Annotated in this window: 23 protein-coding genes; 8 read left to right on the plus strand and 15 right to left on the minus strand. The window is 67.4% G+C overall.

Annotation, left to right across the window (positions count from 1 at the left end; all coding sequences use genetic code 11):
• Window positions 1-440: 440 nt before the first annotated feature.
• The 4 genes from OEJ36_RS08120 to OEJ36_RS08135 form a co-directional block, all read right to left on the minus strand.
• On the minus strand, window positions 441-1,781 hold the full coding sequence (locus tag OEJ36_RS08120) for a spinster family MFS transporter (RefSeq protein WP_184491623.1): 1,341 nt from the start codon (window positions 1,779-1,781) through the stop codon (window positions 441-443).
• Between the two features lie 211 nt (window positions 1,782-1,992).
• The gene (locus OEJ36_RS08125; protein WP_263401063.1) at window positions 1,993-2,772 is read right to left on the minus strand and encodes a hydroxypyruvate isomerase family protein; all 780 of its coding nucleotides are present in this window, start codon (window positions 2,770-2,772) and stop codon (window positions 1,993-1,995) included.
• The gene (locus tag OEJ36_RS08130) at window positions 2,769-3,653 is read right to left on the minus strand and encodes an NAD(P)-dependent oxidoreductase (protein ID WP_263401064.1); all 885 of its coding nucleotides are present in this window, start codon (window positions 3,651-3,653) and stop codon (window positions 2,769-2,771) included. The genes OEJ36_RS08125 and OEJ36_RS08130 overlap by 4 nt, the downstream gene beginning before the upstream one ends.
• A gap of 331 nt (window positions 3,654-3,984) precedes the next feature.
• Complete coding sequence (locus tag OEJ36_RS08135) at window positions 3,985-4,302, minus strand: DUF2288 domain-containing protein (RefSeq protein WP_263401065.1); 318 nt, start codon at window positions 4,300-4,302, stop codon at window positions 3,985-3,987.
• 299 nt (window positions 4,303-4,601) lie between these two features.
• On the opposite strand from OEJ36_RS08135, the gene OEJ36_RS08140 reads away from it, so the two are divergent.
• The 5 genes from OEJ36_RS08140 (at window position 4,602) to OEJ36_RS08160 (ending at window position 9,490) form a co-directional block, all read left to right on the plus strand.
• Window positions 4,602-5,723, plus strand: coding sequence for a branched-chain amino acid ABC transporter substrate-binding protein (locus OEJ36_RS08140; protein WP_021219241.1), 1,122 nt, complete (start codon window positions 4,602-4,604; stop codon window positions 5,721-5,723).
• Between the two features lie 115 nt (window positions 5,724-5,838).
• Entirely contained in the window at window positions 5,839-6,762 is a 924-nt protein-coding gene (gene livH / locus OEJ36_RS08145; protein ID WP_111260597.1) for a high-affinity branched-chain amino acid ABC transporter permease LivH, read from the plus strand.
• Entirely contained in the window at window positions 6,759-8,018 is a 1,260-nt protein-coding gene (locus OEJ36_RS08150) for a high-affinity branched-chain amino acid ABC transporter permease LivM (protein ID WP_021219239.1), read from the plus strand. Before livH ends, OEJ36_RS08150 begins: the two co-directional genes overlap by 4 nt.
• Complete coding sequence (gene livG / locus OEJ36_RS08155) at window positions 8,018-8,785, plus strand: high-affinity branched-chain amino acid ABC transporter ATP-binding protein LivG (RefSeq protein WP_263153095.1); 768 nt, start codon at window positions 8,018-8,020, stop codon at window positions 8,783-8,785. Before OEJ36_RS08150 ends, livG begins: the two co-directional genes overlap by 1 nt.
• 3 nt (window positions 8,786-8,788) lie before the next feature.
• On the plus strand, window positions 8,789-9,490 hold the full coding sequence (locus OEJ36_RS08160; protein WP_263401066.1) for an ABC transporter ATP-binding protein: 702 nt from the start codon (window positions 8,789-8,791) through the stop codon (window positions 9,488-9,490).
• 142 nt (window positions 9,491-9,632) lie between these two features.
• Here OEJ36_RS08160 and OEJ36_RS08165 read toward each other — a convergent pair whose 3' ends face one another.
• The gene (locus OEJ36_RS08165; RefSeq protein ID WP_263401067.1) at window positions 9,633-10,553 is read right to left on the minus strand and encodes a LysR family transcriptional regulator; all 921 of its coding nucleotides are present in this window, start codon (window positions 10,551-10,553) and stop codon (window positions 9,633-9,635) included.
• Between the two features lie 115 nt (window positions 10,554-10,668).
• On the opposite strand from OEJ36_RS08165, the gene OEJ36_RS08170 reads away from it, so the two are divergent.
• On the plus strand, window positions 10,669-11,268 hold the full coding sequence (locus OEJ36_RS08170; RefSeq protein ID WP_263401068.1) for a short chain dehydrogenase: 600 nt from the start codon (window positions 10,669-10,671) through the stop codon (window positions 11,266-11,268).
• A gap of 3 nt (window positions 11,269-11,271) precedes the next feature.
• Here the strand turns inward: OEJ36_RS08170 and OEJ36_RS08175 are convergent, their stop codons facing one another.
• A complete protein-coding gene (locus OEJ36_RS08175) occupies window positions 11,272-11,667 on the minus strand; it encodes a DUF488 domain-containing protein (protein WP_263401069.1) in 396 nt (131 codons plus the stop codon).
• A 70-nt stretch (window positions 11,668-11,737) separates the two neighbouring features.
• Here OEJ36_RS08175 and OEJ36_RS08180 point away from each other — a divergent pair, with 70 nt between their 5' ends.
• Together OEJ36_RS08180 and gap are read left to right on the plus strand one after the other, a co-directional pair.
• Window positions 11,738-12,400, plus strand: coding sequence for a COG3650 family protein (locus OEJ36_RS08180; protein WP_263401070.1), 663 nt, complete (start codon window positions 11,738-11,740; stop codon window positions 12,398-12,400).
• Window positions 12,401-12,530: 130 nt separating this feature from the next.
• A complete protein-coding gene (gene gap, locus OEJ36_RS08185) occupies window positions 12,531-13,529 on the plus strand; it encodes a type I glyceraldehyde-3-phosphate dehydrogenase (RefSeq protein ID WP_263401071.1) in 999 nt (332 codons plus the stop codon).
• A gap of 3 nt (window positions 13,530-13,532) precedes the next feature.
• Here gap and OEJ36_RS08190 read toward each other — a convergent pair whose 3' ends face one another.
• The 9 genes from OEJ36_RS08190 to OEJ36_RS08230 all read right to left on the minus strand — a co-directional run bounded on the left by OEJ36_RS08190 (window position 13,533) and on the right by OEJ36_RS08230 (window position 21,857).
• Window positions 13,533-14,045, minus strand: coding sequence for an N-acetyltransferase family protein (locus OEJ36_RS08190; RefSeq protein ID WP_411860981.1), 513 nt, complete (start codon window positions 14,043-14,045; stop codon window positions 13,533-13,535).
• A gap of 2 nt (window positions 14,046-14,047) precedes the next feature.
• On the minus strand, window positions 14,048-15,142 hold the full coding sequence (locus OEJ36_RS08195) for a PLP-dependent cysteine synthase family protein (RefSeq protein ID WP_263401072.1): 1,095 nt from the start codon (window positions 15,140-15,142) through the stop codon (window positions 14,048-14,050).
• A 12-nt stretch (window positions 15,143-15,154) separates the two neighbouring features.
• Window positions 15,155-16,060 (minus strand): DMT family transporter, encoded by a 906-nt coding sequence (locus OEJ36_RS08200; protein ID WP_021219229.1) that lies wholly within the window; start codon window positions 16,058-16,060, stop codon window positions 15,155-15,157.
• Between the two features lie 75 nt (window positions 16,061-16,135).
• Window positions 16,136-16,483, minus strand: a complete 348-nt coding sequence (locus tag OEJ36_RS08205; RefSeq protein WP_184491429.1) for a Na+/H+ antiporter subunit G — start codon at window positions 16,481-16,483, stop codon at window positions 16,136-16,138.
• Window positions 16,480-16,749 carry a K+/H+ antiporter subunit F gene (locus tag OEJ36_RS08210; protein WP_263401073.1) on the minus strand — a complete coding sequence of 90 codons (270 nt, stop codon included), beginning with the start codon at window positions 16,747-16,749 and terminating at the stop codon, window positions 16,480-16,482. The genes OEJ36_RS08205 and OEJ36_RS08210 overlap by 4 nt, the downstream gene beginning before the upstream one ends.
• The gene (locus OEJ36_RS08215; protein ID WP_263401074.1) at window positions 16,734-17,234 is read right to left on the minus strand and encodes a Na+/H+ antiporter subunit E; all 501 of its coding nucleotides are present in this window, start codon (window positions 17,232-17,234) and stop codon (window positions 16,734-16,736) included. Before OEJ36_RS08215 ends, OEJ36_RS08210 begins: the two co-directional genes overlap by 16 nt.
• Window positions 17,231-18,733: a monovalent cation/H+ antiporter subunit D gene (locus OEJ36_RS08220; protein ID WP_263401075.1), complete on the minus strand. Its 1,503-nt coding sequence runs from the start codon at window positions 18,731-18,733 to the stop codon at window positions 17,231-17,233. Before OEJ36_RS08220 ends, OEJ36_RS08215 begins: the two co-directional genes overlap by 4 nt.
• On the minus strand, window positions 18,730-19,062 hold the full coding sequence (locus tag OEJ36_RS08225; RefSeq protein WP_263401076.1) for a Na+/H+ antiporter subunit C: 333 nt from the start codon (window positions 19,060-19,062) through the stop codon (window positions 18,730-18,732). Before OEJ36_RS08225 ends, OEJ36_RS08220 begins: the two co-directional genes overlap by 4 nt.
• Window positions 19,062-21,857: a monovalent cation/H+ antiporter subunit A gene (locus OEJ36_RS08230; protein ID WP_263401077.1), complete on the minus strand. Its 2,796-nt coding sequence runs from the start codon at window positions 21,855-21,857 to the stop codon at window positions 19,062-19,064. Before OEJ36_RS08230 ends, OEJ36_RS08225 begins: the two co-directional genes overlap by 1 nt.
• Window positions 21,858-22,053 lie beyond the last annotated feature (196 nt).

A 22,053-nucleotide genomic window follows, 5' to 3' on the forward strand; every position in this document is an offset into this window, starting at 1 on the left:
GCCTTAAAAGGAACCAAAAGGGCTTGCCCCATCATCCGGCCCGACTGCGTCGGGTGCCCTCACTCCATCGTCGCTTTCGGGGGCCGGCGCGATGGGCCATCCATGGCCTGGCGCGCCTCTCGCGGCATCCATGCCGCTCGTCCCCCGGCGCAACGACTGCGTTCGGCCTCCTGGAGGGGCGTTGGCGGCTGCTCCAACGTTCTTCGTCCAGAGCATCACCACGTGGTGCGCACGGACTTTCGTAGGGTGGGTCGGGCGGCGTTCCGCGAGCGGAGCGAAACCCATGCGGTGGAAGTGGCAGAAGTCCATAAATTCGCGGAAAGCACCGTGCTTGAGCGTTGCTTTAAAAGCACAACAGCTAAGACAGAGCCGATGAGTTCGCTCCTATGCCGGCTAGGCGGCGCTCAGCGAGCGCCGCCCTTATCCACAAAGCGTATTCCTCAGGCCGGCACCGCGTTGGCGGTTCCCGTCTCCAGCCCCGCACGCATGCTGCGGGCATCGCGGCCGAAGCAGCGGGCGGCCTGGAACAGCGCCAGCATGGTCAGGCCCAGGGCCACGGGGATCAGGTACATGGCGTCGTGCAGGCCGATGGCCTTGAACTGTTCGGTCATCTCGCTGGCACCGGCGGCGTACATCGCGGCGTGGGCGAAGTGGTCGGACAGCAGGCCTACGACCACCGGGCCGAGGCCACCGCCGAGCAGGTAGAGGCCGGCGAAGAACAGCGCCATGGCGGTGGCCCGCAGGCGCGGTTCGATCACGTCCTGGATGGCGGTGTAGACGCAGGTATAGAAGGTGTAGGCGAACAGCCAGCCGATGCTGAACACGCCCACGAACAGGCCGATCTCGATGCGCCCGGAGAACAGCGCGAAACCGGTGGCGAGGGTGGCGACCAGCATGCTGCCGGTGGCCAGCAGCAGGCGTCCGCGCTCGGACTTCTCGTGGGCCTTGTCCGCCAGCCAGCCGCCGACGGTGAGGCCGATCAGCCCGGTGACACCACAGATAATCCCGGTGGCCACCGCCGCGCTCTGCAGCGGCAGCAGGAAGTAGCGTTGCAGCATCGGCACCATGAAGGAGTTGCAGGCGTAGGTGGCGAAGTTGAAGGTGAGGCCCGCCAGGGTCAGCCACCAGAAGGTGCGGATGGCCAGGACCCGGCGCAAGGGTTTATCCACAGGCGAGAGGTCGACCTTGACCGACTCCGCCGCGCCACGGGCCGGTTCCTTGATGAAGAACATGAACAGCGCCAGGATCAGCCCCGGAATGGCGGCGATGACGAAGGGCGCGCGCCAGCTGCCGAAGGCCTGGACCATGGCGCCGATGGTGAAGAAGGCCAGCACCAGGCCCAGCGGCAGGCCGAGCATGAAGATGCCCATGGCGCGGGCGCGCTTGTTGGCCGGGAACAGGTCACCGATCAGCGAGTTGGCGGCCGGCGCGTAGCTGGCCTCGCCGATGCCGACGCCCATGCGGATCAGCAGGAAGCTCCAGAAGTTCCAGGCCAGGGCGTTGACCGCCGTGAGGCCGCTCCACACCGCCAGGCCCCAGCCCATGATCTTCTTGCGCGAGCCGGTGTCGGCCATGCGCCCCAGGGGCAGGCCGGCGATGGCATAGACGAGGGTGAAGGCCGTGCCGATTAGGCCGAGCTGGAAGTCGCTGAGGCTCCACTCATGGCGCACCGGTTCGATGATGATGGCCGGGATGGTGCGGTCGAAGAAGTTGAACAGGTTCGCAAGGAACAGCAGGAACAGAACGCGCCAGGCGTTCGCCGCCTGGGGGGAAGGCTGCAAAGGCTGCATGGGGTCGGTCTCGATTGTTGTTATTTGCCAGGCAAACCGCCTGCCGGGCTTGTAAGCCGCAATCTAGACCTTGCGCACCGTTCCTGTCTGCGAACATTCGCCAGCTTTATGTAGGACAATCCAACACTTCCGCCGAATCGCCCCGCTCACCGGCTCCCGCCCCGAACGCAGCGGTGAGCCGGCCCGCGCCCCAGCTTTCCCTTCAGCGGGCCTTGAACGCGGGCAGCCAGCCGAGCGACTCCCCGGTCGGCTTGCCCGGCCGGTATTCGGCGGCCAGCCAGCCGGTGTAGCCGCTCGCGTCCAGCGCATCGAGCAAGGGCGGGAAATCCGTCGACCCCGAGCCCGGTTCGCCACGGCCGGGACTGTCGGCGAACTGCACATGGCCGATGCGCCCGGCCAGCAGGCGGATGCCGGCGGCCACGTCCAGCCCCTGGCGGGCCATGTGGTAGAGGTCGAACTGAGCGGCGAAGTTGGGCCGGTCGACGGCGCGCACCAGCTCACCCAGGTGCTCCGGCGTGTTGATCAGGAAGCCCGGCATGTCGATGGGGTTGATGGCCTCGGCCAGCACCTGGATACCCAGCGGGTGCAGGGTGTCGGCGGCCTTGCGCAGGTTGGCCACCAGGGTCGCCAGCGCGGTGTCGCGGTCCAGCCCCTCGGCCAGGCGCCCGGGCAGTACGTTGACGAACAGCGGGTTGACCACCGCCGCGTAGGCGTAGACCTGGCGCAGGGCGGCGTCGAACTCGTCCTGGCGCGACGGCACCGCCGCCAGGCCCGGGCCGCCCTGCAGCAGGTCGGCGGCGGGCAGGTTGATCAGCAGCAGCGGCAGGCCGGCCTGCTCCAGCGCAGCCTTCAGCTCGCCGGCCGGCAACTCGTAGGGGAACTGGATTTCCACGGCCTCGAAGCCCGCCTGCGCGGCGGCGCCGATGCGCTCGATCAGCGGCAGTTCGGTGAACAACATGGACAGGTTGGCGGCGATCTTCATGCCTGCTCCTCGCGGTACATCTTGACCAGGGTCGCCGGGTCACGCGCCAGGTTGCCCTGGCTGCCGTGCAGGCGCATCAATTGCGCGGCCAGGCCGCTCATGGGCGTGGCGCTGCCCTCCTCGCGGGACAACCGGGTGGCGGTGTCCAGGTCCTTGAGCAGGGTGCGTACGTGCCACTTGATCGGCTCGAAGCGGCTCTCGGCCATTTGCGGCGCGAGGATCTGCAGCGGCTTGGAGTCGGCGAAGCCACCGGCCAGCGCCGGGGCCAGCAGGCTGGCATCGACACCGGACTTCTCCGCCAGGGCCACCACTTCGGCGATCACCAGGGCATTGCAGGCGACGATCATCTGGTTGCACACCTTGGTCACCTGGCCGGCCCCCACATCGCCCATGCGCGTCAGGCGCTGACCGAGGTGGGCGAGGACCGGGCGCACCCGCTCGACATCCTCAACCCGGCCGCCGGCCATGATCGCCAGGGTGCCGGCTTCGGCACCGGGGGTGCCGCCGGAGACCGGCGCATCCACCCAGCGCATGCCGCTGCGGCGCTCCAGCTCGGCGGCCATCTCGCGGGTGGCGGCGGGCTCCAGGCTGGAGAAATCCACCAGCAGCTGGCCGGGCTTCGCGCTTTCGACGATGCCGCCTGGGCCGAAGACCACCTCGCGCACCACCGCCGTATCGGCCAGGCAGAGCATGACGATATCGGCGCTGCCGCAAAGCGCAGCGGGGCTGTCCACGCGACGGGCGCCAAGGCTTTCGAGTGGGGCGCATTTGTCGGGGCTGCGGTTCCACACCGACAACGGGTAGCCGGCAGCGAGCAGGCGGCGGGTCATGGGCAGGCCCATCAGGCCGATGCCGGCGAAGGCGATGCTGGGGAGGGTCATGGAGGGCTCCGGAAAAACGGGGAGCCCAATCTAAACCCAACGGTCAACGCGTGCACGCACCGGAAAGGACAAAGGAATGCCGCCCACCACTCGCAATGCACCACGAGGAGGCAACGGGTAACACTGCGCCCCATACAAGGGCAGAAAGAATCCCCGGGGCCCGTCCTTGAGCGGGTGCTCGAACATCGGCAAAGCGCCCGATCAGGCGCCGGAATGCGGGACATGCCCCCGAATATCGCATCGGGTGCGGAGGGTCAGGGAATTAGAAAGGCGGGATCGAACAGCGGTGCATTCCCGAACGGAGTCGTCCGCACGGGAATGCCAGGGGGGATCAGTGCCGGGTCGGCGCCTCGTGGCGCTCCTGGATCAGCACCCAGGGCGCCACCACCACGGCCCACAGCTTCGGGTTCCGCGTCAGCAGGTCCTCGGCACGGCTTTCCTCGACCTTGGCGAGGCTGCCGGCGCCCAGCAGTTGCGCGACCTTGGGCTTGTCGTCCTCGGCCACCGCCAGGGCGACGCCGACCAGATCCTCCGCGCCCTCGACCCAGAGCAGCGCGCCCCGTGCGAAGAAGGGCTGCAGCTCCTCCCAGGTGATGGCGGCGGTCTCGCCGAGCAGCTTGGCATAGAGGGTGCTTGATGAATCGTTCATGGCTTGCTCTGAGTGGAAAGGTAACGGTTGCAGGGCGGGCAATGATAACGCCGGCCATCTTGTTCACAAGTCCAGCCTGACGCCTCCCGCTCACTCCAGGGCACGCCGTTTTTCTATACGTTTGTTGCGATTTAGCGACATAGGAACATTCCGCCCCCATGTGTCGGCTTTTCAAGCCGCAAATCGGCACTCTACACTGTACCGGTACAGTTGCCGCGGGATATGGCGGGGTGGTTCAAAGGACCCTGTCCTGTAGGCAATCAGGACAAAAACAACGAAAAACATAAGAGTGGAGCACTATGAACAAGGCTACCAAGCAGATTTCCAAACTGTTCGCCGCTATGGCCCTCGCCGGTGTTGCCAGCTACTCCGTAGCCGCCGACACCATCAAGATCGCCCTGGCCGGCCCGGTGACCGGTGCTGTTGCCCAGTACGGTGAGATGCAATTCATCGGCGCCAAGATGGCGATCGAGCAGATCAACAAGGCTGGCGGCGTGAACGGCGCCCAACTGGAAGGCGTGGTCTACGACGACGCCTGCGACCCGAAACAAGCTGTCGCCGTAGCCAACAAGATCGTCAACGACGGCGTCAAATACGTTGTTGGCCACCTCTGCTCCAGCTCCACTCAGCCCGCGTCCGACATCTACGAAGACGAAGGCATCCTGATGATCACCGCGGCTTCCACCAGCCCGGAAATCACCTCCCGTGGCTACCAGCTGGTGTTCCGCACCATCGGTCTGGACAGCCTGCAGGGCCCGACCGCCGGCAACTTCATCGCTGACCACATCAAGCCGAAGACCGTCGCCGTCATCCACGACAAGCAGCAGTACGGCGAAGGCATCGCCACTGCCGTGAAGCAGACCCTGGAAGCCAAAGGCGGCAAGGTCGCCCTGTTCGAAGGCATCAACGCCGGCGACAAGGACTTCTCCGCCCTGATCGCCAAGCTGAAGCAAGCCAACGTCGACTTCGTCTACTACGGCGGCTACCACCCGGAACTGGGCCTGCTGCTGCGCCAGTCGGCTGAGAAAGGCCTGAAAGCCCGCTTCATGGGTCCGGAAGGCGTAGGCAACAAGGAAATCTCGGCCATCGCCGGCCCGGCCTCCGAAGGCCTGCTGGTCACCCTGCCGAAATCCTTCGACCAGGATCCGAAGAACCAGGCCCTGGTAGATGCCTTCAAGGCCAAGAACGAAGACCCCACCGGCCCGTTCGTATTCCCGGCCTACGCCGCCGTGCAAGTCATTGCCGAAGGCATCAAGAAAGCCGGCGAAGACGACACCGCCAAAGTGGCCGCAGCCCTGCGCGCCAACAGCTTCGCCACCCCCACCGGCAACCTCTCCTTCGATGAGAAGGGCGATCTGAAGGACTTCAGCTTCGTGGTTTACGAATGGCACAAGGACGGCACCAAAACCGAAGCCAAATAAGCTTCCCGCCTTAGCCCAGAGCCCACTGCGAGAGCAGTGGGCTTTGTTTATTCGAGATTTGCGGGCTCCGCTGCGCCACAAGCGCCGCTTTACGTGATGCCCGAGGAGTTGGGGAATGCCTGATCTCTATCACTACCTGCAACAGCTGGTTAACGGCCTGACCGTTGGCAGCACCTATGCCTTGATCGCCATCGGCTACACCATGGTCTACGGCATCATCGGCATGATCAACTTCGCCCATGGCGAGGTTTACATGATTGGCTCGTACGTGGCCTTCATCGTAATCGCCGGACTCACCATGTTCGGCATCGACAGCCTGCCCATCGTCATGATCGCGGCCTTCTCCGCGAGCATCATCGTCGCCAGTGCCTACGGTTACAGCATCGAACGGGTGGCCTATCGCCCGCTGCGCGGCAGCAACCGGTTGATTCCGCTGATCTCCGCGATCGGCATGTCGATATTCCTGCAGAACGAGGTGTTACTCGCGCAGGACTCCAAGGACAAAGCCATCCCCAACCTGATTCCGGGGAACTTCGTGTTCGGTGAAAGCACCATGAACGGGGTGACCATCTCGTACATGCAGGTGCTGATCTTCGTCGTCACCTTCCTGGTGATGATGGGCCTGACCCTGTTCATCTCCCGCTCGCGCCTGGGCCGTGCCTGCCGCGCCTGCGCGGAAGACATCCGCATGGCCAACCTGCTGGGGATCAACACCAACAACATCATCGCCCTCACCTTCGTCATCGGCGCCACCCTGGCCGCCGTCGCCGCGGTGCTGCTGGGCATGCAGTACGGCGTGATCAACCCGCACCTGGGCTTCCTCGCCGGCATCAAGGCCTTCACCGCTGCGGTACTCGGCGGCATCGGCAGCATTCCGGGCGCCATGCTCGGCGGCCTGGTCCTCGGCGTGGCCGAAGCCTTCGGCGCCGACATCTTCGGTGACCAGTACAAGGACGTGGTGGCCTTCAGCCTGCTGGTCCTGGTGTTGCTGTTCCGACCCACCGGCATCCTCGGTCGTCCGGAGGTCGAAAAAGTATGATCACCCAGAAATCCCTCAAGACCGCGTTCTTCAGCGCGCTGCTGGTGCTGGCCGTCGCCTACCCGGTGATGGGCCTGAAGCTCAGCACCGTGGGCATCAGCCTGCAGGTGCAGGGCGCCAGCCCCGCCGTGCTCTGGACCATCGCCGGTTGCGCCATCGCCATGTTCTTCTGGCAGTTGTTCCGCACCCGCCTGACGAGTGCCCTGGAAAACGCGCCGAAGCTGCCGAAGCTCTCCAGCAAGACCAGCAACTTCCTCACCCTGCCCTCCACCCAGCGCTGGATCATCCTCGGCCTGGTGGTGGTCGCCCTCGCCTGGCCGTTCTTCGGCTCCCGCGGCGCGGTGGACATCGCCACCCTGATCCTGATCTACGTGATGCTCGGCCTCGGCCTGAACATCGTGGTCGGCCTCGCCGGCCTGCTGGACCTGGGCTACGTGGGCTTCTACGCCGTGGGCGCCTACAGCTACGCGCTGCTGTCGCACTACTACGGCCTGGGCTTCTGGGTGTGCCTGCCGATCGCCGGCCTGATGGCGGCCTTCTTCGGCTTCATCCTCGGCTTCCCGGTGCTGCGCCTGCGCGGTGACTACCTGGCCATCGTCACCCTCGGCTTCGGCGAGATCATCCGCATCCTCCTGCGCAACCTCACCGAGATCACCGGCGGCCCCAACGGCATCAGCAACATCGAGAAGCCGAGCCTGTTCGGCCTCTCCTTCGAGCGCCGCGCGGCCGAAGGCATGCAGACCTTCCACGAGTACTTCGGCATTGCCTACAACTCGGTGAACAAGGTGGTGTTCCTCTACCTGATCGCCCTGCTGCTGGTGCTGCTGACCCTGTTCGTGATCAACCGCCTCCTGCGCATGCCCATCGGCCGTGCCTGGGAAGCGCTGCGGGAAGACGAGATCGCCTGCCGCGCACTGGGCATGAACCCCACCATCATCAAGCTCTCCGCATTCACCCTGGGCGCCTGCTTCGCCGGTTTCGCCGGCAGCTTCTTCGCCGCCCGCCAAGGCCTGGTGACCCCGGAGTCCTTCACCTTCATCGAGTCGGCGATCATCCTCGCCATCGTCGTGCTGGGTGGCATGGGTTCGCAGTTGGGGATCATCCTCGCCGCGATCGTGATGATCCTGCTGCCGGAACTCGCCCGTGAGTTCAACGAGTACCGCATGCTGATGTTCGGCGCCCTGATGGTGCTGATGATGATCTGGCGTCCGCAGGGCCTGCTGCCCATGCAACGTCCCCACCTGGAGCTGAAGTGATGAGCCGCCCGATCCTGGAAGTAAGCGGCCTTTCCATGCGTTTCGGCGGCCTCCTGGCCGTCAATGGCGTGGCACTGTCCGTCCAAGAAAAGCAGGTGGTCTCGATGATCGGCCCGAACGGCGCCGGCAAGACCACCGTGTTCAACTGCCTGACCGGCTTCTACCAGCCCACCGGCGGCAGCATCCGCCTCGACGGTGAGCAGATCGAAGGCCTGCCGGGCCACAAGATCGCCCGCAAGGGCGTGGTGCGTACCTTCCAGAACGTCCGCCTGTTCAAGGAAATGACCGCTGTCGAGAACCTGCTGGTCGCCCAGCATCGTCACCTCAACACCAATTTCCTTTCCGGCCTGTTCAAGACCCCGGGCTTCCGCAAGAGCGAGCGCGAGGCCATGGACTACGCCGCGCACTGGCTGGAGCAGGTCAACCTGACCGACGTCGCCAACCGCCCGGCGGGTACCCTCGCCTACGGCCAGCAGCGTCGCCTGGAAATCGCCCGCTGCATGATGACGCGCCCGCGCATCCTCATGCTCGACGAGCCGGCCGCCGGCCTCAACCCGCGCGAGACCGAGGACCTCAAGGCCCTGATCGCCCTGCTGCGCAACGAGTACAACGTCACCGTGCTGCTGATCGAGCACGACATGCACCTGGTGATGAGCATTTCCGACCATATCTACGTGATCAACCAGGGCACCCCCCTGGCCGACGGTACGCCGGAGCAGATCCGCAGTAACCCGGATGTGATCAAAGCCTATCTGGGGGAGGCCTGAGCCATGCTGAGTTTCGACAAGGTTTCCACCTTCTACGGCAAGGTCCAGGCGCTGCACGACGTCAGCATGGAAGTGAGCAAGGGCGAGATCGTCACCCTGATCGGCGCCAACGGTGCCGGCAAGTCGACCCTGCTGATGACCCTCTGCGGCTCGCCGCGCGCCGCCAGCGGCAGCATCCGCTACCTGGGCGAAGAACTGGTCGGCCAGGAATCCAGCGACATCATGCGCAAGAGCATCGCGGTGGTGCCGGAAGGCCGCCGCGTGTTCGCCCGCCTGACCGTCGAGGAGAACCTGGCCATGGGCGGTTTCTTCACGCCCAAGGGTGATTACGACGAGCAGATGGACAAGATCCTCGGACTCTTCCCGCGCCTCAAGGAACGCTTCGAGCAACGCGCCGGCACCATGTCCGGTGGCGAACAGCAGATGCTCGCCATCGGCCGCGCGCTGATGAGCAAGCCGGCGCTGCTGCTGCTCGACGAACCCTCCCTGGGCCTGGCGCCGATCATCATCCAGCAGATCTTCGACATCATCGAACAGCTGCGCCGTGATGGCGTGACCGTGTTCCTCGTCGAGCAGAACGCCAACCAGGCGCTCAAGCTCGCCGACCGCGGCTACGTGCTGGAGAACGGTCGCATCGTCATGCAAGGCACTGGCGAAGCGCTGCTCACCGACCCCAAGGTGCGCGACGCCTACCTGGGCGGCTGATCCCCGCTGCACCACGACAACGGCCCCTTTCGGGGCCGTTTTCATTGGTGCCGGAAACAAAGGCCGGGAGCCGCACCGTAGGTTGGCGCCGAGCGCAGCGAGGCCCAACATCGCACTTTCGTGCCTCAGCCCAACCTGCGGACTACGAACCAACCCCCAACCTGTCCAGCGCCTGGCGGCTGCGCTCGAACCAGTCCAGCAGGTACGCCATCAGTATCTGGGTGCGACGGGGCAAGCCGCCCTGGTAGGGGTGCACGAGGAACACCGGCGATTGCCGGGTCTGGTAGCCACGCAACAGCCACTGCAGGCGGCCGTCGGCCAGTTCGTCGTGGAGCATGTAGGACGGCAAGCGGGCGATACCGGCACCGGACAGTGCCGCCTTCTTCAGCAGGCTGTAGTGATTGCTCGCCAGGTTGCCGGCCACGCTGACCCGCTCCAGTTGGTGCTGGCGGTGGTAGAGCCACTCCTCGTAGCCGGCGTAATGGGTATTGAGCAGGCACTGGTGCCCGGCCAGGTCCGCCGGTGCCTGGGGCTCGCCATGGCGGGCCAGGTACGCGGGCGCGGCGCAGGTGATCTCCTCCAGGGAGAACAGCGGCCGCGCCACCAGGCGCTCGTCCAGGTGCGGGCCGGAGCGAACCCCCAGGTCGTAGCCCTCGGTGACCAGGTCGCGGTAGCTGTTGCTCAGGTCCAGCTCCACCCGCACCTCGGGGTAGCGACGGGTGAACTCCAGCAACAAGGCATCGAAGAAGGTCTCCCCCAGGGACACCGGCACCGTGATGCGCACCCGCCCACTGATGTCTTCCTGCAGGCGCTGCACCGCCTGACGCGCCCGGGTGGCCTGGGCCAGCAGCGCCTGGGCCTCGGGCAGCAGCGCGGCGCCGACGGCGGTCAGGTCCAGCCGCCGCGTGGTGCGATGCAACAGGGTAGCGCCGAGGCCCTGCTCCAGCTGGCGCATGCGCTTGGACAACTGCCCCTTGCTGCAGCCCAGGCGCTCGGCGGCGCGGGTGAAGCTGCCCGCCTCCAGCAGCACGGCGAAGGCCGCCAAGTCATCCATCTCGCTCATGGGAGCCCCTCACTGTTTCCATATGAGAACCACAGGTTTCCGATTGCCTGGATTATCGACAACAAAAGCGACTCTACACTGGCTTCAGTCATCCACACACGCAGGAATCGAACCCATGAAGATCATCCTCATCGGCGCCAGCGGCACCATCGGCCAGGCCATCGACAACGAACTCAAGGAACGCCACGAGATCATCCGTGTCGGCCACAGCAGCGGCGACGTCCAGGTGGACATCCGCGACGCGGCGTCGATCCGCCGCCTGTTCGAGCAGACCGGCCGCTTCGACGCGCTGATCAGCGCCACCGGCAAGGTGCACTTCGGCGCGCTGGCGGAAATGGGCGAGGCGCAGTTCGCCGTGGGCCTGGCGGACAAGCTGATGGGCCAGGTGAACCTGGTGCTGATCGGCCGCGAGTTCGCCAACGACGGCGCCTCCTTCACCCTCACCTCGGGCGTGCTCAGCGACGACCCGATCCGCGCCGGCTCCTCGGCGAGCATGGTCAACGGCGCCCTCGACAGCTTCGTGAAAAGCGCCGCCATCGAGCTGCCCCGCGGCCTGCGCATCAACAGCGTCAGCCCCACCGTGATCGAAGAGGCCCTGCCCTCCTACGGCCCCTTCTTCCGTGGCTACAAGGCCGTGCCGGCCGCCGTCGCCGCCCTGGCCTATGCGAAGAGCGCCGAAGGCGCGCAGACCGGCCAGGTGTACCGCGTCTGGTAAGGCTCAGGCCTCGCCGGCGTAACACACCGGCGAGCTGGACGGGCCTTCGCGGTCCAGCTCCTCCTCGAGGAACTCGGCCAGCACCCGGGCGTTGTTGGCCTGCTCCTCGCGGGCGGCGAACAGCAGCGTGAGGGTGCCCTGCCGGGCCATCTGCAGCAGCCCCTGCCAATGCTCGGGGTGGGCCGCCAGTTCACCGCGATAGCGCAGGCGGAACTCCCCGAACAGCGCCGGATCGTGGCAGAAGTCCCGGCGCAGCTCGGCCGACGGCGCCACCTCGCGCAACCAGGCGTCGAGCCCCAGCGCCTCCTTGCGGCAACCCCGGGGCCATAGCCGGTCCACCAGAACCCGCCGGCCGTCGTCGTCCCGCTTCTCCTCGTACACCCGCCTGCACTGGATCATCCTGCTTCCCCGCCCTTGAGATCACCGAGGCGCCCCGGTAACGTGGCCGCTCCCTTCAGGAGGCCCACCGATGCGCGTTGTCCGTCCACTGCTTTTCAGTCTGCTCCCCCTCTTCGCCGGCTGCCAGATGTTCGCCACCGAAGACGCACCCGCGCCACTGGCGCCGCGCACCCAGGGTGAGCTGAGCGCCGACGCCGGCCACCTGCTGTTCCGTCCCTGCTCCGAGCAGCGCCGCTTCGTGGTCGCCGACAGCGGCGCCACCGGCATCCTCCAGGAAGCCGCCACCCTGCTGGACGATGGCCCCGGCCCGCTGTTCGTCGACCTGCGCGGCAACCTCGGCGCCAGCAAGGGCGCCGACGGCCAGATGGACGTCACCCAGCTCTATCGCCTGCAGCGCGAAGGCCACGGCTGCGAAGACCTCAACTTCAAGCGCCTGCTGCTGCGCGCCAGCGGCCACGAGCCGGAGTGGAACATCAACGTCAACGCCAAGGGCCTGGTGCTGGAGCAACTCGGCCAGGAGCCCGTCGCCCTGCCCTACATGGAAGAACAGCTGCCCGACGGCCGCTTCAACCTCACCAGCGAAGCCAACGGCAAGCGCGTGGAACTCTGGGTCGCCCCGCAGCGCTGCGTCGATTCCATGAGCGGCTCGGTGCAGCACCTGACCGCCGAACTGCGCCTGGACGGCAAGCCCCTGCGTGGCTGCGCCTACTTCGGCGGCTCGCGCAACGAGTGAGCCCTTGCCCGGCCGACCCCGGCCGGGCCGCTTTCCCGCTGCACACTCGGCCGCCATAACCGGGCGGTCGGGGCGCGCCGCCGGCGGCGACCTCCTAAGCTTGTCCATGGACATGCACAAGGAGAACGACATGCTGCGCATCGCATTGAACGGATATGGCCGCATCGGCCGCGCCCTGGTCCGCGCCCTCTTCGAACGGGGCCTCGACGCCCGCGTACGGATCGAGGCGATCAACGACCTCGGCGACGCCGCCACCCTCGCCCACCTGACCCGCTTCGACTCCACCTTCGGCCGCTTCGCCTGCCCCGTGAAGCTCAACGGCGATTGCATGGACATCGGCCTGCAATCCATCCGCCTGCTCGCCCAGAGCGACCCGGTACGCCTGCCCTGGAGCGAGCTGGGCGTGGACCTGGTGCTGGAATGCTCCGGCCGCATGAAGAGCCGCGAACAGGTGGAGCGCCACCTCGCCGCCGGCGCCCCCCGGGTGCTGCTCTCCCACCCGCTGGACAGCGCCGACCTGACCCTGGTCTACGGCGTCAACCATGGGCTGCTGGGCGAGCAGCGCATCGTTTCCAACGCCTCCTGCACCACCAACTGCCTGGCGCCCCTGGCCCAGGTGCTGCACCAGGCCTTCGGCATCCGCAGCGGCCTGGTCACCACGGTGCACGCCTACACCAACGACCAGAACCTGCTGGACAAGACCCACGACGATCTCTACCGCGCCCGCGCGGCAGCCCTGTCGATGGTGCCCACCGCCACCGGCGCGGCGCGGGCCATCGGCCTGGTCATCCCCGAGCTGGCCGGGCGCCTGGATGGCATGGCGGTGCGGGTGCCGACACCCAACGTATCGCTGGTGGACCTGAGCTTCATCGCCGAGCGCCCGGCCACCCGCGAGGCGGTCAACGCCGCCCTGCGCGAGGGGGCCGCGCGGCTGCCCGCCGGGGTGATGGAGTGCAACGAGGAGGCGCTGGTCTCCAGCGACTTCAACGGCCACCCGGTGTCCTGCGTGGCGGACCTCGCCCACACCCGCGTGCAGGGCGACCTGGTCAAGGTGCTGGCCTGGTACGACAACGAATGGGCCTTCGCCAACCGCATGCTGGACGTGATGCTGGCCTGGCTGGAGCGCTGAGCCTCAGTCCAGCCGCAGGTGACAGAGCGTCGTGCGCCGCGAGCCGGTGGCACGGCGCTGCGGGTCATCGAAGGTGCGCAGCTCGCGAAAGCCCGCCTTGCGCATCATCCCTGCCGAGCCCGCGTTCTCTTCGTGGCGCTCGATATAGACATCCCCCACGCCCTGCTCCGCCAGGCGCTCGACCACCGCCCGCAGCATGCGCGAGCCCAGGCCGCGCCCGGCCAGTTCACGGTGCACCACTGCCTCGCAGACATAGGCGCGGGGCGAGTCGTCGCGGCCAGTCTCCTGGTGCTCGGCGAAGCCGGTGCTGAAGTAGAAGGTGATGAAGCCGGCCAGCACGCCCCGCTCCTCGGCCAGCAATGCCTGCACGCGGCCATCGGCGATACCGGCCAGGTGCTCGTGCACTTCGTCTTCCGGGAGGAAATTCCAGGGGTTGGGGCCGTGCGCGAAGATAAAGGCGGCCATCGCCTCGATATCCCCGGCCCGCGCGGTGCGCAGCTGCACGCCGTCATCCAGGCTCACAGGCCCGCCACCTGGATCGAGTCGGGCAACGCCGCGCCTTGCTCCGCGCAGGCGGCGATGGCCGCCACCAGGGGCTCCAGGGTGTAGCCCTGGGACTGCAGCCAGGCGTCGTCGTAGTAGGTGGTGGCGTAGCGCTCGCCACCATCGCAGAGGATCGCCACCACCGAGCCCTTCTCCCCCGCCGCGACCATGCGCAGGCCCACCAGCAATGCACCCACCAGGTTGGTGCCGCTGGAACCACCCACACGCCGGCCCAGGCGCTGGGCCAGGTAGTGCATGGCGGCCAGGGACAAGGCATCGGGCACCTTGGCCATGGCATCGATCACCTGGGGCAGGAAGGAGGCCTCCACCCGGGGACGCCCGATGCCTTCGATGCGCGACCCCAGCTCCAGGGTCAGGCTGCGGTCGCCACTGCGGTAGCTGTCGAAGAACACCGAGCGCTCGGCATCGGCGCAGAACACCCGGGTGCAGTGCTGGCGATAGCGCACGTAGCGGCCCAGGGTCGCCAGGGTGCCGCCGGTGCCGGGGCTGGAAACCAGCCAGGCCGGCTCGGGGAAATGCTCGTGGCGCATCTGCTGGAAGATCGACTCGGCGATGTTGTTGTTGGCCCGCCAGTCGGTGGCGCGCTCGGCGTAGGTGAACTGGTCCATGAAGTGGCCGCCGCTCTCGCGGGCCAGGCGCTCGGACTCGGCGTAGATCTGCGTCGGGTCGTTCACCAGATGGCTCTTGCCGCCGTAGAAGGCGATCTGGGCGATCTTCTCCGGCGAGGTGGTGGCGGGCATCACGGCGATGAAGGGCAGCCCCAGCAGGCGGGCGAAATAGGCTTCGGAGATCGCCGTCGAGCCGCTGGACGCCTCGATCACCGGCGCGCCGGCCCTGAGCCAGCCGTTGCACAGGGCATAGAGGAACAGCGAGCGCGCCAGCCGGTGCTTGAGGCTGCCGGTGGGGTGGCTCGACTCGTCCTTGAAGTACAGCTCGATGCCCGGCAGGCCGGGAAGCGACAGGGGGATCAGGTGGGTGTCGGCACTGCGCTGGAAGTCCGCCTCGATGATGCGGATGGCTTCCTGGGTCCAGGTGCGGGGGTCGTTCATATCAGCCTCTTCTCAATCCAGGATGCCGGCGGGAGCCGGCGGAGCGTTGCGCCATTGGCTCAGGGCCACCCCGGCGAACACCAGGGCGGCGGCGCCCAGCTGCATGGGGCTGAGGCGCTCATCCAGCAGGAGCATGGCGAAGATCAGGGTGAACACCGGAATCAGGTTGATGAACCCCGACGCCTGACTGGCCGGCAGGCGGCCCACCCCGAAGTTGTACAGGCCATAGGCGCCGACGGTGACGACCACGCCCAGGTAGACCATGGCGCCGATGGCCAGCGCGCTGGGCGCTTCGGGCAGGGGCGCCGAGAGCGCCGCCACCGGCAGGAAGAACAGCGCGCCGATGAAGGCCTGCATCGCCGTCAGCAGGAACACCGAATAGCGTGCCGACAGGTGCTTGAGCAGCAGCGTGTAGCCGGTGGCGCAGACCATGGCGAGGAATTCGTAGAAGTTGCCCAGCAGGGGCGCCGAGGCGTGGGGGTCCGCCTCACTGGCCAGGCTCAGCCACACCGCGCCGGCCACCGCCAGGAGAAAGCCCGCCAGGGTGGTGCGGGTGATGCGTTCACGGAGGAAGACGTAGGCGCCGACAGCCACCAGCAGGGGCAGCAGCGCGGTGATCATCCCCGCCTGGGCGGCGCTGGTGTGCTGCAGGGCCAGGGCTTCGAAGATGAAATACAGGCAGGGTTCGCAGGCGGCCAGGCCGAGGAAGTATTTCCAGTCGCCGGGCCGCGGGTCGCAGTCACCGCGCCAGCGCCAGGCGAGCAGGAAGATCAGGCTGCCCAGGGCCATGCGCGCGAAGATCACCCACATGGGCGCGACCTCGCGGAAGGCGAGCTTGAGGGCGATGAAGGAACTGCCCCACAGGGCCATGGCCAGCACCAGGCAGGCGACCGCCACCCAACGACCTTGCTGCGCCATCGATTGCCTCCGGGGAAAACCCAAGTCTAGGCGCCAGGACGGCGCCGCGACAGGCACAGCGGGGCGATGAAACTGTTACTGCTCCCAGGGCTTGCCGCGGGTCTTGCGGGTCAGCGGCAGCTGCTGCAGCACCGCCGCCTTGGCCAGCATGTAGGCGCTGACCGGGGCGCTGATGAAGAGGAACAGGCTGATCAGCAGCTCGTGCACGCTGAGCCCTTCGCGGGTGGCCGAGAAGTAGATCAGCGAGGCCACCACCAGGCTGCCGACGCCCAGGGTGGTGGCCTTGGTCGGCCCGTGCAGGCGCATGAAGAAGTCCGGCAGGCGGAACAGGCCGATGGCGCCGATCAGCACGAAGGCGGCGCCGAGCAGGAGGAACAGCGAGATGAGGATCTCGACCCACAGGGCCAGGGGCTCGGCGTTCATTCGATGATGTCTCCTCGGAGCATGTACTTGGCCACCGCCACGGTGCCGACGAAGCCGAGCACGGCGATCAGCAGCGCCACTTCGAAGTAGAGGTTGGTGCCCTGCCACATGCCCAGCAGCATGAGCATGGCGATGGCGTTGACGTAGAGGGTATCGAGCGCCAGCACGCGGTCGGGCAGGCAGGGGCCACGCACCAGGCGCGCCAGGGTCAGCAGCAGGGCGATGACCAGCAGCGCGAGGCACAGCGGGATCACGTAGGCGAGCATGGGAAGACCTCCTTCAGGGGCGCCTCGTAGCGCGACTTGATCTCGGCGATCAGCGCGGCGTCGTCCGGTACGTCCAGGGCGTGCACGAGCAGGGTCCGGCGATCGGCCGAGAGGTCGGCGGAGACCGAGCCCGGGGTCAGCGAGACCACGCACACCAGGATGCTGATGGCCATCTCGTTGTCCAGGTCGATGGGCACCTCGACGAAGGCCGGACGCAGCCGCTGCAGCGGGCCCAGGGTCTGCCGTGCGACATGGAAGTTGGCCACCAGGATGTCCCACATCACCAGCAGCACGAAGCGCACCAGACGCGTCGGGTGCCACTCCCGGGGGCGGTCGATCATCAGCGGGTTGCACAGCAGCGGAATGGCCACGCCGAGCAGGCCGCCGAGCAGCCAGTGGCCGAAGGCGATGGAGTCCGCCAGCAGCAGCCAGACCAGCAACAGCAGCAGGCTCATGGTCGGGTGGGGCAATAGACGGCGGATCATCGGGCCGCTCCTGGCAGGCTCACCTGCCGGTAGAGGTCGACATCATGCAGCTGCAGGGCAGTGGCCTGGACGTAGTCCAGCAGCGGCGCGGCGAAGCCCACCAGCAGCACGGCGGTGGCCAGCAGCGCCAGGGTCGCCAGCAGGCGGCCACGGTCCAGTTCGGCGCTGCCGAGCCTGTCGTTGCCGACCCGCCAGAACAGCGTGCTGCCGGCGCGGCTGAGGGCGATGAGGCCGAGCAGGCTGCCGCCCAGCAGCGCCGACCACAGCAGCGCCGCCTGCACGCCGGGCGTCACCGCCTTGAGCAGCAGCACCTTGCCGATGAAACCGGACAGGGGCGGCAGGCCGGCCACGGCGATGGCGGCGAAGAAGAACGCACCGCCCAGCAGGTGCGGGTTCATCAGCGCCGGGCCCTGCACCAGCAGGCCGGCCTTGTCGCCGCGCTGGCGGGCGATCAGGTCGGCGAGCAGGAACATCCCGCCGGCCACCCAGGTGCTGTGCAGCAGGTAGAACAGCGCGGCGGCGAGGGATTCCGGCGTGCCCAGGGCGAAGGCGGCCAGCAGCGTGCCGGCGGAGAGCAGCACCAGGTAGGCCACCAGCCCCTGCAGGCGGTCGGCGGCCAGGGCACCGATGGCGGCCAGCGCCATGGTCGCCAGGGCCAGGGGCCAGAGCCAGTCGAGGGCGAGATCGGCCAGCTGCCCGGCACCGGCGCCGAACACCAGCAGGTAGACGCGGACGATGGAGTAGACGCCGACCTTGGTCATGATCGCGAACAGCGCCGCCACCGGCGCACTGGCGGCCGAGTAGGCGCGCGGCAGCCAGAAGTGCAGCGGCAGCAGCGCCGCCTTGAGGGCGAACACCACCAGCAGGAGCAGCCCGGCGGCGGCCAGCAGCGGCGCGCTGTCGGTATCGGCCAGGGCCACCTTGTTGGCCAGGTCGCTCATGTTCAGGGTGCCGGTGATGCCGTAGAGCACGCCGACGGCGATCAGGAAGAACGCCGAGCCCACCAGGTTGAGCACCACGTAGTGCAGCCCGGCGCGCACCCGCTCCGCACCGCCGCCATGGAACAGCAGCGCGTAGGAGGCGATCAGCATGATCTCGAAGAACACGAAGAGGTTGAACAGGTCGCCGGTGACGAAGGCGCCGTTGATGCCCATCAGCTGGAACTGCAGCAGCGCGTGGAAGCGCAGGCCGCGACGGTCGTCGCCGCGAATGGCGTAGAGCACCACGGCGCTGCCGAGCACGGCGGTGGCCAGCAGCATCAGCGCGGCGAAGCGGTCCAGCAGCAGGACGATGCCGAACGGCGGCTGCCAGCCCCCCAGCGCATAGACCTGCAGCTGGCCGTCGTCGGCGCGGGCCATCAGCACCAGCGCCAGGGGCACCAGGGCCAGGGTGGCGAGTACCGAGATGCTGCGCTTGAGCCGCTCCAGGGAGGGCAGCATCAGCAGCAATGCCCCGGCGAACATCGGAATCAGGATCGGCAGGATGGACAGGTGACTCATCGCCCCTCCCCGTCCGTGCAGCCGTCCACGTGGTCATTGCCCAGCTCGCCCACGCCGCGCAGGGCCAGGGTGACCACGAAGGCGGTCATGGCGAAGCCGATGACGATGGCGGTGAGCACCAGCGCCTGGGGCAGCGGGTCGGCGTACTGGCCGCCGCTGCCGATCACCGCGGCGTCGCCGGCGAGGCGGCCCATGGCGAAGAGGAACAGGTTGACGGCGTAGGATAGCAGGGTCAGCCCCAGTACCACGGGGAAGGTGCGCGCCCGCAGCAGCAGGTAGATGCCGCTGGCAGTGAGCAGGCCAAGGGTGACGGCGAACAGGGCCTCCATCAGTGGATCTCCTCGGTGATTGGCGGGTGCAGGCTCAGCTTGCCGAGGCCGGCCAGCATGAGCATGGCGGCACCGACCACGGCCAGGTACACGCCCAGGTCGAAGAACAGTGCGGTGGCCAGCTCGATCTCACCCACCAGCGGCAGGTGGAAGTGGTCGAAGGCTGAGGTCAGGAAAGGAGCGGCGAACGCCAGGCTGCCCAGCCCGGTGAGACCGGCGATCATCACCCCGGCACCGGCCATGCGCTGGTAGCGCAGCGGCCGGCGCTGCTCGACCCAGGCCGAACCGCTGGCGATGTACTGCAGGATCAGCGCCGAGGCGGTGATGAGCCCGGCGATGAAGCCGCCACCGGGCTGGTTGTGCCCGCGCAGGAAGATGAACGCCGACACCAGCAGCGCCAGGGGCAGCAGCAGGCGCGACAGGGTTTCGAGGATCAGCGGCCGGCTGGAGCGCGCCCAGTTGCGGCCCTGGGGGTCGCAGGTGGGATTGGTCAGGCGCAGGCCGGAGAGCAAGGCGTGCACGCCGACGGCGGCGATGGCCAGGACGGTGATCTCGCCCATGGTGTCGAAGCCACGGAAGTCCACCAGTATCACGTTCACCGCGTTGTGGCCGCCGCCACCGCTCACCGCGTTCTCCAGGAAGAAGTCAGCGATGGTCTGGTAGGGCCGGGTGAGCACCGCGTACACCAGCACGCCGACCATTCCGCCGCCGCCAAGGGCCAGCAGCAGGTCGCGTGAGCGGCGGGTCATGGAGCTTTCACGAGGGGTACGCGACGGCAGGTAGTACATGGCCAGGATCAGCAGGACCATGGTCACCACCTCCACCGACAGCTGGGTCAGCGCCAGGTCCGGGGCGGAGAAGCGGGCGAAGGCAAGGGCCACCAGCAGGCCGCCGACGCCGAGGACCAGCAGGGCCACCAGGCGCTGGCGATGGAACACCGCAGTGAGCACGGCCACCGTCGACAGCACCAGCATGCCCACGGCGCTGGCGCCGTCGATCGGCATCGCCGGGCGCGAGCCGGTCAGCTGCGCCAGGGGCCAGAGCGACACGGCCACCACCACCACCGCGGCCAGCAGGAGCAAGGCCAGGTAACGCTGCTGCGAGCCGTTCTCCAGGCTGGCGGTCAGGCGCGTGGCACCGCGCACCAGGCGTTGCATAACCCCCTCGAACACTTCCTTGGCGTCGGCGTCGGGCAGGCCGGCGTACCAGCGGAACAGCGGCTTGCGCCCGATATACAGCAGGACGCCACCGACCAGCGCGATGCAGCTCATCGCCAGCGGCAGGTTGAAGCCGTGCCAGATCGCCAGGCTGTACTCGGGCAGCTCGCCGCCCAGGCTGGCACTGGCGGCCACCGCCAGCAGCGGCGCCACGGTGAAGTTGGGCGCCATGCCCACCAGCACGCAGAGCGCCACGAGGATCTCCACCGGCACTTTCATGTAGCGCGGCGGTTCGTGGGGCGGGAATTTCGGCAGCGGCTTGGGCTCGCCATTGAAGAACACGTCATGGACGAAGCGCAGGGAGTAGGCCACCGAGAACACCCCGGCCAGGGTCGCACCCACCGGCAACAGCCAGTACAGGCCACCGAGGGTTTCCTGGCTGAGGGTTTCGCCGAAGAACATCTCCTTGCTTAGGAAGCCGTTGAGCAGCGGCACCCCCGCCATCGCCAGGGAGGCGACCATGGCCAGCGCCGCGGTATGCGGCAGGTAGCGCCACATGCCGTTGATCAGGCGCATGTCGCGGCTGCCGGTCTCGTGGTCGATGATCCCCGCCGCCATGAACAGCGACGCCTTGAAGGTGGCGTGGTTGATGATGTGGAACACCGCCGCGACGTTGGACATGGGCGAGTCCAGGCCGAACAGCAGGGTGATCAGGCCCAGGTGGCTGATGGTCGAGTAGGCCAGCAGGCCCTTGAGGTCATGCTGGAACAGCGCCAGGGTCGCGCCCAGCAGCAGGGTCGACAGCCCGCTCAGGCTCACCAGGTAGAACCACCAATCGGTGCCGGCCAGGGCCGGGTAGAGGCGCGCCAGGAGGAAGACCCCGGCCTTGACCATGGTCGCCGAGTGCAGGTACGCGGACACCGGGGTCGGCGCCGCCATCGCATGGGGCAGCCAGAAGTGGAAGGGGAACTGCGCGGACTTGGTCAGCGCGCCCAGCAGCACCAGGCACAGCAGCACCGGATAGAGCGCGTGGGCACGGATGATGTCACCCGCCGCCAGCACGTCGGTCAGCTCGAAGCTGCCGGCCACATGCCCCAGCAGGAGGATTCCCGCCAGCAGTGCCAGGCCGCCGGCACCGGTCACCGTCAGCGCCATGCGCGCGCCCTTGCGGGCATCCGAACGATGGCCCCAGAAGCCGATCAGCAGGAAGGACGACAGGCTGGTGGCCTCCCAGAACACCAGCATCAGCAGCAGGTTCTCGGAGAGCACCACGCCGAGCATGGCGCCCATGAACAGCTGCAGGAAGGCGAAGAAGCGGCCGATGGGCTCGCGCTCGGACAGGTAGTAGCGGGCGTAGAGGATGACCAGCAGGCCGATGCCGAGGATCAGCAGTGCGAAGAGGAACCCCAGGCCATCCAGGCGCAGGCTGAAATTCAGGCCCAGCCCCGGCAACCAGGGCAGCACCAGCTTCAGGGTTTCCCCACCCAGCACGGCAGGGGCCTGCATCAGCAGCAGGATCAGCCCGGCCAGCGGTGCGAAGGCGGCCGCCAGTGACGACTGGTTGCGTCCCAGGCGTTCGGCGAGCAAAGGCAACAGAGCGCCCAGAAAAGGCAGCGCGACAATCAGCGCCAGAAACATCGATGACCCTCCCTAACTAGGCCCCGTCCAGCGCTGAAGTCCGGCAAGGCGAAACTCGACGATTATCCATAACTATCGATTGCCGGACATGCATTGAATTATTTCAAAAAACTAGCGAAACCCGTCTCCCTGAAACGACGACGGCTGCCCCATGAGGGGCAGCCGCGTCGGGAAGGCAGCGATGCAGACTGGAGAC

The sequence above is a fragment of the Pseudomonas sp. PDM13 genome (assembly GCF_025685765.1).
Classification (GTDB): domain Bacteria; phylum Pseudomonadota; class Gammaproteobacteria; order Pseudomonadales; family Pseudomonadaceae; genus Metapseudomonas; species Metapseudomonas solani.